Annotated in this window: 12 protein-coding genes; 6 read left to right on the forward strand and 6 right to left on the reverse strand. The window is 64.4% G+C overall.

What is annotated here, in order from left to right; all coding sequences use genetic code 11:
• Positions 1-8 precede the first annotated feature (8 nt).
• Entirely contained in the window at positions 9-1,187 is a 1,179-nt protein-coding gene (locus tag MF134_RS14820; RefSeq protein ID WP_255340239.1) for a hypothetical protein, read from the reverse strand.
• 141 nt (positions 1,188-1,328) lie between these two features.
• Positions 1,329-3,188, reverse strand: a complete 1,860-nt coding sequence (locus tag MF134_RS24045) for an AsmA family protein (protein ID WP_255340240.1) — start codon at positions 3,186-3,188, stop codon at positions 1,329-1,331.
• A 179-nt stretch (positions 3,189-3,367) separates the two neighbouring features.
• On the opposite strand from MF134_RS24045, the gene MF134_RS14830 reads away from it, so the two are divergent.
• Complete coding sequence (locus tag MF134_RS14830; protein WP_255340241.1) at positions 3,368-5,320, forward strand: acetoacetate--CoA ligase; 1,953 nt, start codon at positions 3,368-3,370, stop codon at positions 5,318-5,320.
• Between the two features lie 2 nt (positions 5,321-5,322).
• Here MF134_RS14830 and MF134_RS14835 read toward each other — a convergent pair whose 3' ends face one another.
• The 4 genes from MF134_RS14835 to MF134_RS14850 are packed head-to-tail and all read right to left on the reverse strand — an operon-like array spanning position 5,323 to position 9,093.
• Positions 5,323-6,204, reverse strand: coding sequence for a shikimate dehydrogenase (locus MF134_RS14835; RefSeq protein ID WP_255340242.1), 882 nt, complete (start codon positions 6,202-6,204; stop codon positions 5,323-5,325).
• A gap of 30 nt (positions 6,205-6,234) precedes the next feature.
• Positions 6,235-7,530, reverse strand: coding sequence for a TRAP transporter large permease (locus tag MF134_RS14840; protein ID WP_255340243.1), 1,296 nt, complete (start codon positions 7,528-7,530; stop codon positions 6,235-6,237).
• Positions 7,527-8,075, reverse strand: a complete 549-nt coding sequence (locus MF134_RS14845) for a TRAP transporter small permease (protein WP_255340244.1) — start codon at positions 8,073-8,075, stop codon at positions 7,527-7,529. The genes MF134_RS14840 and MF134_RS14845 overlap by 4 nt, the downstream gene beginning before the upstream one ends.
• A gap of 16 nt (positions 8,076-8,091) precedes the next feature.
• Positions 8,092-9,093 carry a sialic acid TRAP transporter substrate-binding protein SiaP gene (locus MF134_RS14850; RefSeq protein ID WP_255340245.1) on the reverse strand — a complete coding sequence of 334 codons (1,002 nt, stop codon included), beginning with the start codon at positions 9,091-9,093 and terminating at the stop codon, positions 8,092-8,094.
• A gap of 186 nt (positions 9,094-9,279) precedes the next feature.
• Here MF134_RS14850 and MF134_RS14855 point away from each other — a divergent pair, with 186 nt between their 5' ends.
• The 5 genes from MF134_RS14855 (at position 9,280) to MF134_RS14875 (ending at position 15,310) form a co-directional block, all read left to right on the forward strand.
• Complete coding sequence (locus tag MF134_RS14855) at positions 9,280-10,008, forward strand: GntR family transcriptional regulator (protein WP_255340246.1); 729 nt, start codon at positions 9,280-9,282, stop codon at positions 10,006-10,008.
• Positions 10,009-10,294: 286 nt separating this feature from the next.
• The gene (locus MF134_RS14860) at positions 10,295-12,046 is read left to right on the forward strand and encodes a putative bifunctional diguanylate cyclase/phosphodiesterase (RefSeq protein ID WP_255340247.1); all 1,752 of its coding nucleotides are present in this window, start codon (positions 10,295-10,297) and stop codon (positions 12,044-12,046) included.
• A gap of 100 nt (positions 12,047-12,146) precedes the next feature.
• A complete protein-coding gene (locus MF134_RS14865) occupies positions 12,147-12,560 on the forward strand; it encodes a hypothetical protein (protein WP_255340248.1) in 414 nt (137 codons plus the stop codon).
• A gap of 244 nt (positions 12,561-12,804) precedes the next feature.
• Positions 12,805-13,845: a class I SAM-dependent methyltransferase gene (locus MF134_RS14870; protein WP_255340249.1), complete on the forward strand. Its 1,041-nt coding sequence runs from the start codon at positions 12,805-12,807 to the stop codon at positions 13,843-13,845.
• A gap of 235 nt (positions 13,846-14,080) precedes the next feature.
• Positions 14,081-15,310, forward strand: a complete 1,230-nt coding sequence (locus MF134_RS14875) for an NAD(P)/FAD-dependent oxidoreductase (protein ID WP_255340250.1) — start codon at positions 14,081-14,083, stop codon at positions 15,308-15,310.
• Positions 15,311-15,341 lie beyond the last annotated feature (31 nt).

Here is a 15,341-nt window from a genome sequence, read left to right on the forward strand (position 1 = left end):
CGCGCTGCTCAGTCGCAGCCGCAATTGGCGCGGTGGGCGGTCTCGATTGCAGAGAGGGTGCGGCCGATGGCCGAGGGCACCGAGTCGGCCGCCTCGGCCGGGCGATGGTCCAGATAGTCGAGGACTTCGATGGCCCAGAAGCTCTGGATCAGGGCCCGGCGAAGGGTCAGATCGCGGATCGCCGGCCGGGCGCCGTAGACCAGCGGCCGCAGCTCCTGGAGACGCGCCAGAACCGGCCGGATCGTCGCGAGCTGCGAGGCCTCAGCCCTTGGCTCAGCGGACATTTCGAAAGAGGCGGTCGTGGTGGGATCGCTGAGAAAGTTGCCGCGTTCGGTGGCTTCCATCAGGCTCGCGAGTACCTGCAGGCGATCGGCGTCGCTGCGAAGAGGGATCGGATCCGGCGCCTTGAGCGGCGGAAGGTCCGGGTCGAAGGCGGGCTCGCTCGGGGCTGTTTCCGGCGCCTGGGCCGTGGCGTTCGTCGGATTGGGATCGGTGTCGGCCGCAAGATCGCTCCCGTTTGCGTTCGTTGCGGACTCTATGACCTCGCTTCGGTCGCCGATCCCGGCGGCAGGTCGCAGGTCCGTCAACGACATCCGGCCGCGATCGGCGGGGGCGGATTGCGGGATCGGAACAGGTTTCATCAATTCGAGCGTGTCCCGGATGCTCTCTTGCGCCACGGCCGCTTGGGCCTGGAACAGCTCCTCGGCACTGTCGGCATTGGCGCCGGCACGGGCGAGATAGCTGCGCATGGTCTCGAGATAGGCTGGCACCCCGCCGCAGAGGAAGGGCGTCTCCTCCTGGCCGAGATAGCGGCCGAGCTCGTTCGACACCTCCTTGATGATCCATTTGGCGTCGCTGCTCGACTGCCAGGCCGGCTGGTTGCGCGTGCGGGCGAGCTGATTTGCGGTCTGAAGGGCACGGCGGGCCAGCCGTTCGCGAGGCGGTGCGATCGGATTGAAGATCATGCGGCCGGGAAGGCTGGCATCGCCGGACGCGGCCTCGCTCTTCGCCGTTTCCACGGCGGCGTACTCCCGTCCTTTGACCTCGGCGAGGGCCTGGTGATAGCGCCCGGCGCAGCCGGTCTTCGGCGTCTCGTTCGCCTGGCCCAGCTTGAGGATCGATTGCGCCTCCGCCGGACGCGGCGATCCGGCGAAGATCATGAGGGCGGCGCACGCCGCGATGCTCATGATGTGCCGGCGGCGGGCGGGCATGGGCGCGACGGCCCTGTCGTTTGGGTCTAGAGTCGGCACAGCGTCTGGACGCGGCATGGGCCTCAATCGCTCCGTGATCGTCATCGATGGCGGATTGCGGTCGGTTGCCGCCGCGCCTCACATGGGATCCGGCTCGGCCGTGGTCACCGCGGGGTCCGGCCACTCACCCTGCATCGTAAATCCGATCCGTTTCGGTGAGGTGAACGACTCTGCTGTCTGCGATGCGACGTCGGTCTGCGTGGCGCTGAAGGCTCCGGTGAGATCGATCCGGTTATCAGCAGCATCGTAGGTTCCGGCTGCTTCGAGAAGGCCGGCTTGGTTGCGAATCATGATCTGTCGCATCTTCAGCCTGGTGCCGGACAGGGCCAGCATGGCTTCGAGGGAATCGAATGGGATCTCACCGGCGCTGGTGCCCTCGATCAGGGGGCGTGCACCGGGGCGCGCAAAGACGCGCGGGTCGAATCCGCTGACCGTGCCATTGCGGGTCTCGATGTGCGCGGTGAGGTCGAGACCGTCGAGAAGCGAGCGCCAGTTGGCGGCGGGCGCCTTCCACTCGGCCCGCAGGGCCGAACGCCCGGAGAGGCCGACAGCTTCGATCGAAAGCGCCTCGAACAGCAGCGCGGTCTCGATTCCGGAGAGATCGAATTCACCGTCCACATGGGCTGGCGAGGTGCCCGCATCGATGGCGAGACGGGCGCGTCCGCGACCACCGAAGGCGTTGACGTCGCCAAGATCGAGCTGCGCCACGCCGTCGCTCACATTGATGACGGCGGCTACATCGCGAAACCCGACATCGCCAAGACGGGCTTCGCTCGCCGAGACACGGAATTCCAGATCGACCATCTTCGCGAAGTCCATGTCGAGCCGGCGCTCGTAGTCGAGAAGATCGCTCGGAAAGGGCGCGATCGAGCGGGCGATCGGCGTGATGTCGAACTGATCGAAAGCCAGGGTGCCGCCGAAGACCGGACGGTCCGTCTCGAAACTCGCGTCGATCGCTCCCCGCCCGCGCGCGCCCGAAAGCAGGAGTTCCGCCTGCCTGAGATCGAGTTTGCGACCTCGCACCGTCAGATCACCGGTCAGGGCCATGGGGCCGAGATCGGGCACATGGACGGCTGGTTCCGCCACCCATTCGACGCTGCGGGCGAAAGACTGGCTTTGCATGCGAAATCGGCCATCCAGCCTGCGGAAGTGGCCGAGACGGGCCTGACCGGCAAAATTCAGGCTAAGGGCGGGCGAGACGATATCGAGTGAGACCGTGCTCCGGTCGTCTCCCTGCGTCGCGGCCGGTGCGTCGACCGCGAGTGTGAGATCGGTCGGCTGACCGTTCCAGATGAAGCCGCCCTCGATCCGCATGGCGCCGCCATCGTTCCGTTCGATGACGAGATTGGCATTGCTGAGCCCGCGCTGGCCGGAATTGGCGGAGTCGCTCGGCCGGAACAGGCCGTCACGGACCTCCACCGTGTTGATGCCATCGAGGCGGTCGAGCAGGCTGTTCAGAGCGGTGAGAGCCGTTCGCGAGGATCCTTCCGGGGACGCGTCCGAGACGGCCGCTTCCGGGGCGCCGGTGAGAGGCGGGGGCCGCCACTCGGGGCGGATCAGAAGCAGCCGCGAAATCTCCGCCCGGCCCATCAGGGCGTCGATCGCATCGAGATCGGCGACGACACGGTCGATGTCGATCCCCTCGCGGTCGCCGATCTTGATCCTCTCGAGCGTCAGATGGGTTTGCGGGAGCAGCGCGAAGTCAACGCTTCCATCGATCGAGACTGGTTGACCCGTCAGCGCTTCGAGCCGTTCAAGAACCGCGTCCCGCGCGGTGGCGGAGCCCAGCAGCAGTCCCGGCAGGCCGGCCAGCAAGACCATGACGAAAGCCGCAACGCCGGCGCCGAGAAACCAGCGCCAGCGGGCGAGCAGGCGCGACGCAATACGCCGCGTGCCGTCGACCGGCCGCTTTGGCTCGTCCGCTGCCTCGTCTTTCACCCGGTTTCCCTCTCCATCGCTCACCGCGCCGCGCCGAAAACCAATCCCCACGACCCGAACGCGTGACAAGGTTTCGGATGGAATCATCGATCGAGACGATCGGCGGCGGGCTCGACTGCTTCGGCTGGTCTGTTACATGGGTATGGCACCAGCAAGGCGGTTTGGGGAAGAATTTTTCAATGGGCGGAAAACTGCTGTGGACACCGGCGGCAGAGCGGCTGGAAAATCATCCGATGTCGCGCTTCATGGCATTTGCCGGCGAGCGGGCAGGAAAGGATTTTGCCGACTATTCTGCCTTGCATGAATGGTCGGTGGCGGATCGCGCGACCTTCTGGTCGGCGGTCTGGGACTTCTGCGGCATCGTCGGCGACAAGGGCGACGAGACGCTGGTCGAGGGCGCGTCGATGCGCGAGGATCGGTTCTTCCCTTCGGCCCAACTGAACTTTGCCGAAAACCTCCTGGCGCGCGCCGGCACCGGCGATGCGATTGTGTTTCGCGGCGAGGACAAGCGCCAGAAGCGTCTGTCCTGGGATGATCTCACGGCGCTGGTTTCCCGCCTGCAGCAAGCCTTCGCCGCGGCCGGGGTCGGCGAGGGCGACCGCGTGGCGGCGATGATGCCGAACCTTCCCGAGACCGTCGCGGCGATGCTGGCCGCGACCTCGCTCGGCGCCGTCTGGTCGTCATGTTCTCCGGATTTCGGGGAGCGCGGCGTACTCGATCGCTTCGGCCAGATAGAGCCAAAGCTGCTGATCGCCTGCGACGGTTATTTCTACGCCGGCAAGGAGGTCGATATTGCCGGCAAGCTCGGGCCGATCACTGAGGCGCTTTCGGCCGAACAGACCGTCATCGTTCCCTATCTCGGCGACGGGACCAAGGCCGCGGCGACGGCCAGGAAAGGCGTGACGCTGGAGGATTTCCTCGCGCCCTACGAGCCGCGAGCCGTCGAGTACAAGCGGATGCCGTTTTCCCATCCGCTCTACATCATGTTCTCCTCCGGCACGACGGGCGTGCCCAAATGCATCGTCCATTCGGCGGGCGGCACGCTGATCCAGCATCGCAAGGAACACGCGCTGCATTCCGGAAACGTCGAGGGCTCCCGCGTCTTCTACTTCACCACCTGCGGCTGGATGATGTGGAACTGGCTGGTGTCCGCGCTCGCCGGCGGCTCCACGCTGCTTCTCTACGACGGTTCGCCCTTCCATCCCGCAAAGAGCGTGATCTTCGACTATATGGCGGCCGAGCGGGCGACCTTCTTCGGGACCAGCGCGAAATTCATCGATTCAGCCCGCAAATTCGGCCTGAAACCGGCCGAAAGCCATGATCTGTCTTCCGTCCTAACGATCGCCTCGACAGGCTCGCCGCTTTCGCCGGAGGGCTTCGACTATGTCTATCAGGACGTGAAATCCGACGTTCATCTCGCCTCGATCTCCGGCGGCACGGACATCGTCTCATGCTTTGTCCTCGGCATCCCGACGCTGCCCGTCTATGAGGGCGAGATCCAGGGGCCGGGGCTCGGCATGGCGGTCGATGTGTGGAACGAGAAGGGCGAGCCGGTGCGCGGCGAGAAGGGCGATCTCGTCTGCACCAAGGCGTTCCCGTCGATGCCGATCTATTTCTTTGGCGACGAGACCGGCGAACGTTACACCAGCGCCTATTTCGCGGAATTCCCCGGCATCTGGGCCCATGGCGACTTTGCCGAATGGACCGAGCATGGCGGCATCATCATCCACGGCCGCTCCGACGCGACTCTCAACCCGCAAGGGGTGCGGATCGGAACGGCGGAAATCTACAATATTGTCGAGCAGTTCGAGGAGGTCGCCGAGGCGATCTGCATCGGCCAGAGCTGGGAGGACGACGTCCGCGTGGTCCTGTTCCTCAAGATGGCCGGGGGAGCCGAACTCGATGACGATCTCGTCAAGCGCCTGAAGACCGCCATCCGCACCGGCGCCTCGCCGCGCCATGTTCCGGCGAAGATCCTCACGGTCGCCGACATTCCGCGCACCAAGTCGGGCAAGATCACGGAACTCGCCGTGCGCGAAGTGGTCGAGGGACGCCCCGTGAAGAACAAGGAGGCGCTCGCCAATCCCGAGGCGCTGCAATATTTCGACGGCCGCAAGGAGCTTCGGTCCTAGGGTCAGTTACCCAAGGCGAGAAAACGCGCTTTCATGCGTTCTGGATCGGCCGTCTTGCCGGTGAAGTGTTCGAAGGCCGCCGCCGCCTGTCCGACGGCCATGCCGGCGCCGCCCATGGTCCGGCAGCCGAGGGCCCGCGCGCCGCGCAGGAGCTCGGTCTCCAGCGGAAAGTAGATCACGTCGGCGACCCACATGCGCGGCGTCAGCCGTTCGAGCGGGTAGGGCGTTCCCGGCAACTTCGCCATGCCGATCGGGGACGCGTTGACGATCCCGTCGAAAGGCGTTCTGTGATCATCGACCTCGTCGAGCGTTGCCGCGACACTGGCCCGGTCGGATCCGTGGCGAGCGTTGATCGCCGTCGCCAGCGCTGTCGCGCGCGCTTCGTCCGGGTCGTGGATCACCAGATGGCCCACCTTGTTCGCCATGAGGCCGAAGGCGACGGCAAAACCTGCACCGCCTGCGCCGAGTTGCAGCACACGGCTGCGCGCGACATCCGGCATTTCGCTGCCAAAGCTTTTGGAGAAGCCGGCAAGGTCGGTGTTGAAGCCGAGGCGGCGTCCCTCGCGGAAGATCACCGTGTTTACTGCGCCAAGCGCTCGAGCCTCGTCGCTCAACGTGTCGAGGTGGTCAAGAATCGCGACCTTGTAGGGGTAGGTGACGTTGAGGCCCGCAAATCCGCAAAGTTCTGCGGCCCGGAGCAGCTCTTCGAGCGGCGGCGGGTCCATCCGGTCGGTGTCGAACAGGCGGTAGACGAGCCTCAGACCTTGGGCTGCGCCCTCCGCCTCCTGCATGGCGGGGGTTCGGGAAAGACCGATACCCGCGCCGATCAGGCCGGCGAGCACGGTCTCGGGCGTGCCGATGGGCTGGAGGCTTGGTGGAGTCATTGCGGAGTCTTTGCCTGCTGGAATTCCGGTCTACCCGGCATAGCCGAAGAGGCGCGGTAGCCACAGCACGATGTCGGGGAAGAGGATCAGTATCAGCAAAGCCGCGACAAGGACGGCCATGAACAGCCAGATCTCGCGGATGATCGCTCTCAGAGGGATGCCGGTGACGGCGTTGATGACGAAGAGGACGATGCCGTAGGGCGGCGTTATCAGGCCGATCATGCAATTGACCACGGCGACCACTCCGAAATGGACGAGATCGATCCCGAGCGCCCGACAGGCGGGAATGAACAGCGGAATGATCACCAGAATAAGCGTCGCAGCGTCGAGCAGGCAGCCGAGGAGCAGGAAGACGACGTTCACCAGGATGAGGAAGGCCGTGGGCGACAGGTCGAGCGCGTCGACGAAGACCTGCATCCGGGCGGGAATGTTCTCCGAGGCGACGATGTAGTTGAAGATGAGAGCGCCGCCGATGACGATGCCGACCGCGGCCGATTGCCGGGCGCTGACGGCCATGATCCGCCACAGCGCCCTGAAGGAGAGCGCGCGGTAGAAGATCGCCGCCAGTATCAGCGCGTAGAAGGCGGCGACGGCGGCCGCTTCGGTCGGCGTGGTGACGCCGCCATAGATGCCGTAGAGCAGGATGACGGGCATCAGGAGGGCCGGGAATGCGTTGATCGCGAGCTTTGGCAATTTTCGCGCCGGCACCGGCTCCTCGGTCGCAAAGCCGCGCTTCGTCGCGATCCAGGCGTTCATCGCCATCAGGACGGCGCCCATGAACAGGCCGGGAAGAATGCCGCCGAGAAACAGATAGCCGATCGACTGGCCGGAGACGAGCGCATAGAGCACCATCGGGATGGATGGCGGAATGATCGGCCCGATCGTCGAGGAGGCGGCGGTGATGGCAGCGGCATAGCCCGCCGGATAGCGGCCCTCCTTGCGCATCATTTCGATGATCAGCTTGCCGATGCCGGCAGCATCGGCGACCGCCGAGCCGGACATGCCGGCGAAGATCAGGCTCGCGACCACGTTGACATGACCGAGGCCGCCACGGAACCGACCGACGAGGGCGACGACGAAACCCAACAGGCGCTCGGAGATCGTCCCGGCATTCATGATGTTGGCAGCGACGATGAACAGGGGCACCGCCAGGAGCACGAAGCTGTCGTAGAGCCCCTGGATCATCTGTTCGGCGGGGAGCGCCAGGTCCTGTCCCTGGACGGCCATGAATGAAATGGCACCAACGATCATCGCATAGGCGATCGGCGCGCCCAGTGCGGCGAGACCGAGAACGACAGCAAGGCAGACCAGGAAGGCGAGACTCACGGTTGGGAAGGCTCCCGCGACTCGGTTTCCTCGAAAGGAATCGGCTCGCCGTTCAACTCATCGCCGGATTCGCCGCGAATGATCGCGATCGCGCGCCAGACATAGCGGGCGATGATCGCCACGGCGAAGACCGCGTAGATCGAAAAGACATAGTCGAGCCGCCATTTCAGAACGGCGCTCTTCTTGATCTTGTAGAAGGTGATGTAGTCCCAGGTGGCGGGCAGGGCCGCGAGCATCGCACCGGCAATCACGAGAGCTGCGACCAGCGTCATGACTCGCCGGCCGCTGCGTCCCATGCTCAGATAGACGAGGTCGAACTTGACGTGTTCGTTCTCGCTCAAGCAGAAGGCCGCGCCCCAGAACACCGCCCAGACCCACAGGGTCAAGCAGAGTTCCACCGTCCAGCCGATCTCCACCGACGGGAAGACGCGCAGGACGACGTAGCGCGCGACGATCTGGATGATGAAGGTGGCGAAGAGGGCGGCGAGCAGTGCCGCCGCCACGTCGTCCGCCCTGGCCTTCAGCCAGTGGCCGATCCGGCCCATGGGTCGGATGCGGCCCTTAGAGAGCGTTGATCTTGTCGATCATGCCTTCCGGCCAGGACTCGGAGAACTCCGAGTTCAGGTACATTTCCTGAACATGGCTGCGAAACGCCTCGAGATTGGGCTCGTAGACCTTCAGGCCCTCATCCTTGAAGAACTGCACGAGCTCCTCCTCGAGGGCGAGTTGCTTCTGGCGTCCGCTCTCGGCCGCGTCGTCGGCGGCCTGTTGCAGCGTCTCCTGCTGCTCTGGCGTGAGGCCGTCCCAGACTTCCTTGGAGATCGCCAGATAGTTCAGGTCGACAAGATGCGAGGTGAGCACAATCTGGTCGGTCACCTCGTAGAACTTGGCGTCCTTGTCGGTGGGCAGCGGGTTGTCCTGGCCATCGATGGCACCGGTCTGAAGCGCCGTATAGACTTCCGTGAAGGCCATCGGCACCGGGCTCGCGCCGAGCGCCTTGCCCAGGAACTGCCAGGCATCCGTGCCCGGCATGCGCAGCTTCACGCCGGACAGATCCTCCGGGGTCATGACTTCCATGTCACCACGCAGGTTGAGCTGGCGCCGGCCGAGATACATGACGGACAGGAGCTTCACGCCGAGTTCGTCTTCCACCTTCTGCTTCAGGGGCTCCATGAAGTCGGCGGCAAAGACCTTCTTCTGATGCTCGGCATCGCGGTGGAGATAGCCGGCGGTGAAGATCGAGAATTCCGGAAAGATCGTCGCCAGCTCCTGGGCGGACGTGATCGACATGTCCAGATTGCCGCGGGCGATCGCCTCGAGTTCGGTGCCCTGCTTGAACAGGGTGGCGTTGTAGTGCGGTTCGTAGGTGGCGAAGTCGGAAACGGCTGGTGCGAACACTTCCTCCAGCGCGACGGAGCGCTGGTCGGTTTCCGAAGCCGGGGTGGATAGGCGCAGGGTGGTCTTGTCCTGGGCCACGGCGGAGCCAGTGCTGAACATGGCCGCAGCCATAGCCACGGATGCGATCGCACCCATGAAAAGGCGACGGTGAACGTGTTGTCTCATGATTTTCCTCCCAATTGCCAAACCATGGCGATGCCCGCCGCGAAGCCTCGGCCTCCCAGCCGCCGCGACGGGTCTGTTTTGTTCGCCCGTTCGCGCGAATCTGATCCCGCTCGCTGCAACGGACTTGCTTACCAACTCCGCGCTAACATGTTAGCTTGTTGACCGCAATGAAAAAGGGGCTGTGCGATGTCCGCAGAGGATGCGGCAACTGCCGAAAACGGTCGCGCCGATCGATGGCCGGAAGCCCGCCCGGCCGTGCCTCTCAGGCAGGCGGCCTACGAGCATGTCGAGGATCTTCTGAACACCGGCGCACTCAGGCCGGGTGAGATGATCACCCAACGCGAACTGGTCCGCAAGACCGGCGCCACCCTCGGCGCGGTGCGGGAAGCGGTTCCGCGCCTCGAGGCCGAAGGCCTGATCGTCACGGTTCCACAGCGCGGCCTGATGGTTCCCCGCCTCGATATCGACTTCGTCCGCGATGCCTATCAGATGCGCCGGTTGATCGAACTTGGGGCCGTGCAGGACATGGTCGAACGTCATGATCGGCATAAGCTCGCGGAATGGATCGCATGGCACGAGGCGATGCGCGAGCGGTTGCGCGAAAGAGGCTCCGATCGCGACCTGCTCGACGATCTCCAGCGCCGGGACTGGGAGATGCATGCCTGGTTCGTCTCGGCGATGGGCAACAGGCTGGTCGCCAATGTCTACCGGGTCACCGCCATCAAGATCCGGATGGTGGTCCAGTCCAGGATCCAGGTCACGATCGACAATGCCGGCCGCGTGGTGGGGGAGCATCTCGACATCCTCTATCCGATGCGGGACCGCAATCCGGAGGCCGCCCAGGCGGCGCTTTCTCGTCACCTCGACAACTCTCTTCGTCTCGCTCTGGGAGGCCCGACAGGGCTCGCCAAATAGCGGCCGGGCACGCGTGCGGACGGATTCCTGTCGGAATTCGCGCCCGTCGGCGGCGATGACCTGGGAGGTTGCTTCATGGGCACGAGGTCGCCGCTGAGCGGGCTGGTGGCTTTCGGTGCGCGTCTAAACTTCTGATTAGGAAGGGAAGTTTAGCTTGGCTTCGGTTTCGGCTGATTCCGACGGGCTCGGTTGCGGCCGGAATCGACACGTTGAACCTTGATGGATTTGCAGACGGATGCCCGCCTTTCAGAATTCGATCCTCGAGATGGTCGCGAGAGGGGAAGCCTTGGCGACATCGATCGAACGGCTCTGCATCGAAGCCGAGCGACGGCTGCCAGGTGTGGCGTGTTCCGTCCTCAGGGTCGATGTCGAAGGTCGCCTGCAATGGCTTGCCGGCCCCAGCCGGCCTGACATGGTCGTGGACGCCACTGAGGTGGCCGCAGTCGAGCTGGGTAACGGAGCCATGGCTGCCGACATCGACTCCGCACACGGCATGCGTGCTTTCCCGCTGCCAGAGGGCATGAAATCCTGCTGGTCCATTCCGATACTCGACACGGATGGCAGCATGCTGGGCGCACTTGCGCTCTCCTTTCGGGAACTTCGCGAGCCGAGCGCAGAGGAGCGCCGTATCGCCGATGCCTGCTCTCGTCTGTGTTCGATCGCGTTCGAGCGGGACCGGCGGGATGAAGCGTGGAGACACCAGGCCAGCAGCGATGTGCTGACGGGCCTCGGCAATCGCACCAAGTTCGATGAGGCCATCAGCCGGCTGGAGTGCCATCGGCCGGGTGGCTGGGGACTCATTGCTATCGATCTCGATCACCTGAAGTATTTCAACGATACCTTCGGTCATCGCGCCGGCGACTGCCTGCTCGAATGTGTCGCCGAGCGCGTCGTCGATGCCGGGGCGGCAAACCGAGTGTTCCGGATCGGCGGCGACGAATTCATCGTGATCGTCGAAGAGCCGGGCTACGAGACCACACTCGCCGACATGGCCGAGAGAATCCATCAGCGGGTTGGCCGGGCCGCCGTGTGCGACGGCCATGCCATCGTCCCGCAGACGACGATCGGATACGCATTGCTCGAAGCGGGTGACTGCGACGGTGCTGCGGTGCGCAGGAAGGCCGATCTCGCTCTCTACCATGCCAAGGAGACGCAGCGGGGCGGAAGCGTCGCCTATTCGCCGGGCCTCGGATTGGCGATCACCAATCGCCTCGGCTCTCTCCAACTGGTGGAGGCGGCGCTGGCAGAAGGGCGCATCGACGCCTATTACCAGCCAATCTTCCTCCTGGACACGCGCGAGATTGTGGGGCTGGAAGCCCTGTGCCGGATGAAGATGCCCGATGGCCGGGTCGTCTCGGCAGGCGCCTTCCACGAGGCCTTGTGCGATGCGAGCATTGCCTCCCAGGTTTCCCGAGTGATGCTCGATACCGTCGCGAGCGACATCCGCACCTGGCTCGATCTGGGCATTCCTGTCCAGCATGTCGGGATCAATCTGGCCTCGGCGGATTTTCGCGGTGGCGGGGTCGCCAGGCGGGTGACGGAGGCTTTCGGCCGGTACGATGTCCCGCTCAAGCACGTCATCGTGGAAGTGACCGAGCACGTCTATCTGGGCCGGGGCGACGACGCGGTTGCGCGCGAGATTGCGGACCTGCGCCGGCAGGGCTTCCTGGTCGCCCTCGACGATTTCGGAACGGGATTTGCGTCCCTGACGCATCTTCTCACGATTCCCGTCGACATCATCAAGCTCGACAAGTCCTTTGTCGACCGCATGGCGCCCGGCGAACCGGGAGCCGCCATCATCGGCGGACTGATGCATATCGCCAAGGAACTCTCGATCCGCGTGGTGGCAGAAGGCGTGGAAACCGAATCTCAGGCTGTGGAGCTTTCATCGATCGGCGGGCGGCTGGGCCAGGGCTTCCTGTTCTCTCCGGCGGTGGACCGCGAAGCCGCGACCCGTTTGCTCGTACAGCATGCCCAGCGGCCCCTTGAGGCGGGGGCCGACCAGGTGACGGACCAGGCTTTGCACCAGGTGTTGTGAAACGGCTGGCAGTCCGCTTCAGGATCTGGTCGTTACGATGAGATTGAATCTTCCTGCTTCTCCGGCAAAGCTTGTCAGCGGATGAGACGGGAGGTTTCTCATGACTTGTCGAATGCGACTTGCGGCCCTTTGTGCCGCGATTCCGGTTCTGGCTGCTCCCAGGCCGCTTTCCGCTCAGGAAGCGGTCGATCTCAGCGAATTCAACGAGGTCGCAATTCCCGCTGATGGGATGGTGTCCGGTGACGCGCTTTCGCTCTTGCAGGCGGTTCCACTCTCCTTTCCGGCCGATCCCGCCGAAGAGGGGCGACCGCGACTGTCGATCACCATGGAGCAGAGCGGCGAAACGATCGTCTTCGACATCCGCGACACCGGATGGGCGGACGACTCGGTCGCCGGCAAGGCCTATCGCGGACTCCTCGAGCGCGAGGACGACGGATGGAAGCTCACGCGCCTCGGCAGCGCCCAGCTTTGTGCACGTGGCGACAAGGCCATGACCAAGGGCAATTGCCCTTGACGGGGGTGTCAGGTCCTTCGCTTCCCGTGTCTCGTTCCGCTTATTGCGAGATCCGCTCCCGCCGACCGGTTGCGGAGCAAGACTCCCGCTCCGCCAGGTGGTAGCTTCACGGTACGGTTGCCGCCGGGATTTCGCGGCTTGGCAAAAATGTGAGCGATTTGATTAACTAAGTTTTAATGAAGGGCTTTGTGTTTGGCTAACTTAGTAATAACCTCCTCTCAGTCGGCAAGAGAGGGGAATTCAGATGTCGCGTGGTGCATTGGAGTTGGACGAGCAGAGCCTGATCACCGCGAAGCTGATCCGGCGGTACAATGGTGGGGCGAGTCACCAGACCGCCGAGAGCAATCTGGAGGAGTGGATCATCCAGATGAGCTTCGTCCTGGATGTCGCACGTCAAGGTTTCATCAACGGCGAGCCCGCTGGGACGATCGTCGATCGTCTGGCCGGTCGACTCCACGATATTCGGCGCAACGCCGGCCCGGATATCTGGCAACAACTGATCGCCTTCGCCCAGCAGCATCCGGTCAAAGAGTACCTGATGCAGGACCCCTTCACCCGCTGGTCGGTGGAAAAGCCCCGCGGCTATTCGGGCGATGCCAGCCTGCTCGACATCTATTACAAACACCCCGCGGCCCGGGAATACATCGAGGCCTCGACTCCGCTCGGTCAGGAGATCTACGCTTACACCAGCGAGGCGGCGAGTTCGGTCGCCGGGCGTGAGCGCTGCGAGATCCTGGCCCGTACCGTCGACGAGGCGGCCGACCGGGCGGAGAACGCCGAAATCCTGGCGATCGCCTGCGGCCACATGCGGGAAGGCGAACTTTCCAAAGCGCTCAAGGAGAACCGGCTGAAACGCTGGATCGGCCTCGACCAGGATCCGGTCAGCGTGGGCTTCGTGACCCGCGACCATGCCGGGACGGCGATCGAGGCGATGGAAGGCAATGTGAAGGGCCTTCTGCGCCGTTCCTACAAGATCGGAACCTTCGATCTCGTCTATGCCTCCGGCCTCTACGACTACCTGCCGCGGGCGATCGGCGTCAGGCTGATGCAGCGGGCGATGGAACTGGTGAAGCCCGGCGGCGAGTTCCTCTTCGCCAATTTCAGCGACGAGATCACCACCGACGGCTACATGGAAGCCTTCATGGACTGGCCGCTGCTCCTGCGCTCGGCCGACGACATGTGGGACATCATCAACGGGGCGGTGGATCGCAACGAGGTCGATGCCGAGGTGTTCTACGGCGAGAACCGCAACATCGTTTACGGCAAGGTCCGCAAGCGCGGCTGAGGGGGCGGACGAGAATTGCCGGCAGCCATGGTCTGACCGGCGCTAGGTTGCGGCTCGCCCGAAAGGCGGGCCGCATTTGTTTTGCGCTGCGAGAGAAATGCGATCCAAAAGCCGTCGCGGCTATTGACCCGGCCGACCGGCGCCGCTCCCATAGGATGGTTGGAAACCGGGACCGTCCATGCGCGACCACCGATGGTCGAGGCCGCGAGCGGACCGCAGAGCAGGATCGGCGAATTTGGCGGATGTCATCATTCTGGGTGCCGGCATGGTCGGTGTCGGCGCGGCGCTGGCCCTGCAGGGGCGGGGAAAGGACGTGGTCATCGTCGACCGGGGCAAGCCCGCGGGCGAGACGAGCTACGGCAATGCCGGAATCATCCAGATGGAAGCCGTCGAGCCCTATGCGATGCCGACCGATCTGGGCAGCATCGCCGAGATCGCCCTCAAGATCACCAACGACGTGGAATGGCGGTTCGGCTCCGTCATGTCTCAGACCAGGGCGCTTTGGGACTATTATCGCCTGTCCCATCCCAAGAGCCACCGGCAGATCGCCAGGACCTGGAGCCAGTTGATCCGGCGCTCCACCGCCGACCATGAGGGCTACATCGCAGCATCGCAATCCGAGGCGCTGATCCGCCGCGAAGGCTTCTACCTCGCCTATCGCAAGCAGGACTCCATGAAAAAGGGCGTCGCCGAGGCCGAACGCCTCCACCGCGACTACGGCGTCAAGTCGACGGTTCTTGACGCTGCCGCGCTGATGGCCGCCGAGCCGGCGTTGAAGCCGGGCTTTCTCGGCGCCGTCCACTGGACCGAAAGCTGGACCTGCGCGAGTCCCGGCATGCTGACCGAGGCCTATGCCCGCCTGTTTCAGGAGCGCGGTGGCTCGATCCTGACCGGCAATGCACACACCCTCTGCCCGGACGGCTCCGGCTGGCAGGTGGATACGAAGGACGGTCTGGTCTCGGCGCCTCGCGTGGTCATCTGCCTGGGTCCCTGGTCGCCCGAATTCCTCGCCCGTTTCGGCTACAGGGTGCCGATGATCAAGAAGCGCGGCTACCACCAGCATTTCACCGGCGGCGGTCTCAAGCTGCCGATCATGGACAAGGCCAATGGCGCCGTACTCGCCCCGATGAAGGATGGCCTGCGCATCACCACCGGCGCGGAGCTGACCGGCGTCGATGCCGGCCAGAAGCTCAACCAGATCCGCCGGGCCGAGCGCGGCGCGCGCGAAGTCCTCGATCTCGGCGATCCGGTCGAGCCGAAACCCTGGCACGGCGCTCGGCCCTGCATGCCGGACATGCTGCCTGTGGTCGGCGAAGCGCCCAATCACAAAGGGATCTGGTTGAATTTCGGTCATGGGCACCAGGGCTTCACCCTCGGTCCAACGACCGGGAACCTGCTGGCCGATGCGATGGACGGCCAGTCCGATCAGGTCATGGAAGCGGTGTCTCCAAGGCGGCTTGTGTGATCGCGGCGACCGTTCAATGGTGCCGGGCAGA

The sequence above is a fragment of the Jiella marina genome (assembly GCF_024359545.1).
Lineage (GTDB): Bacteria > Pseudomonadota > Alphaproteobacteria > Rhizobiales > Rhizobiaceae > Jiella.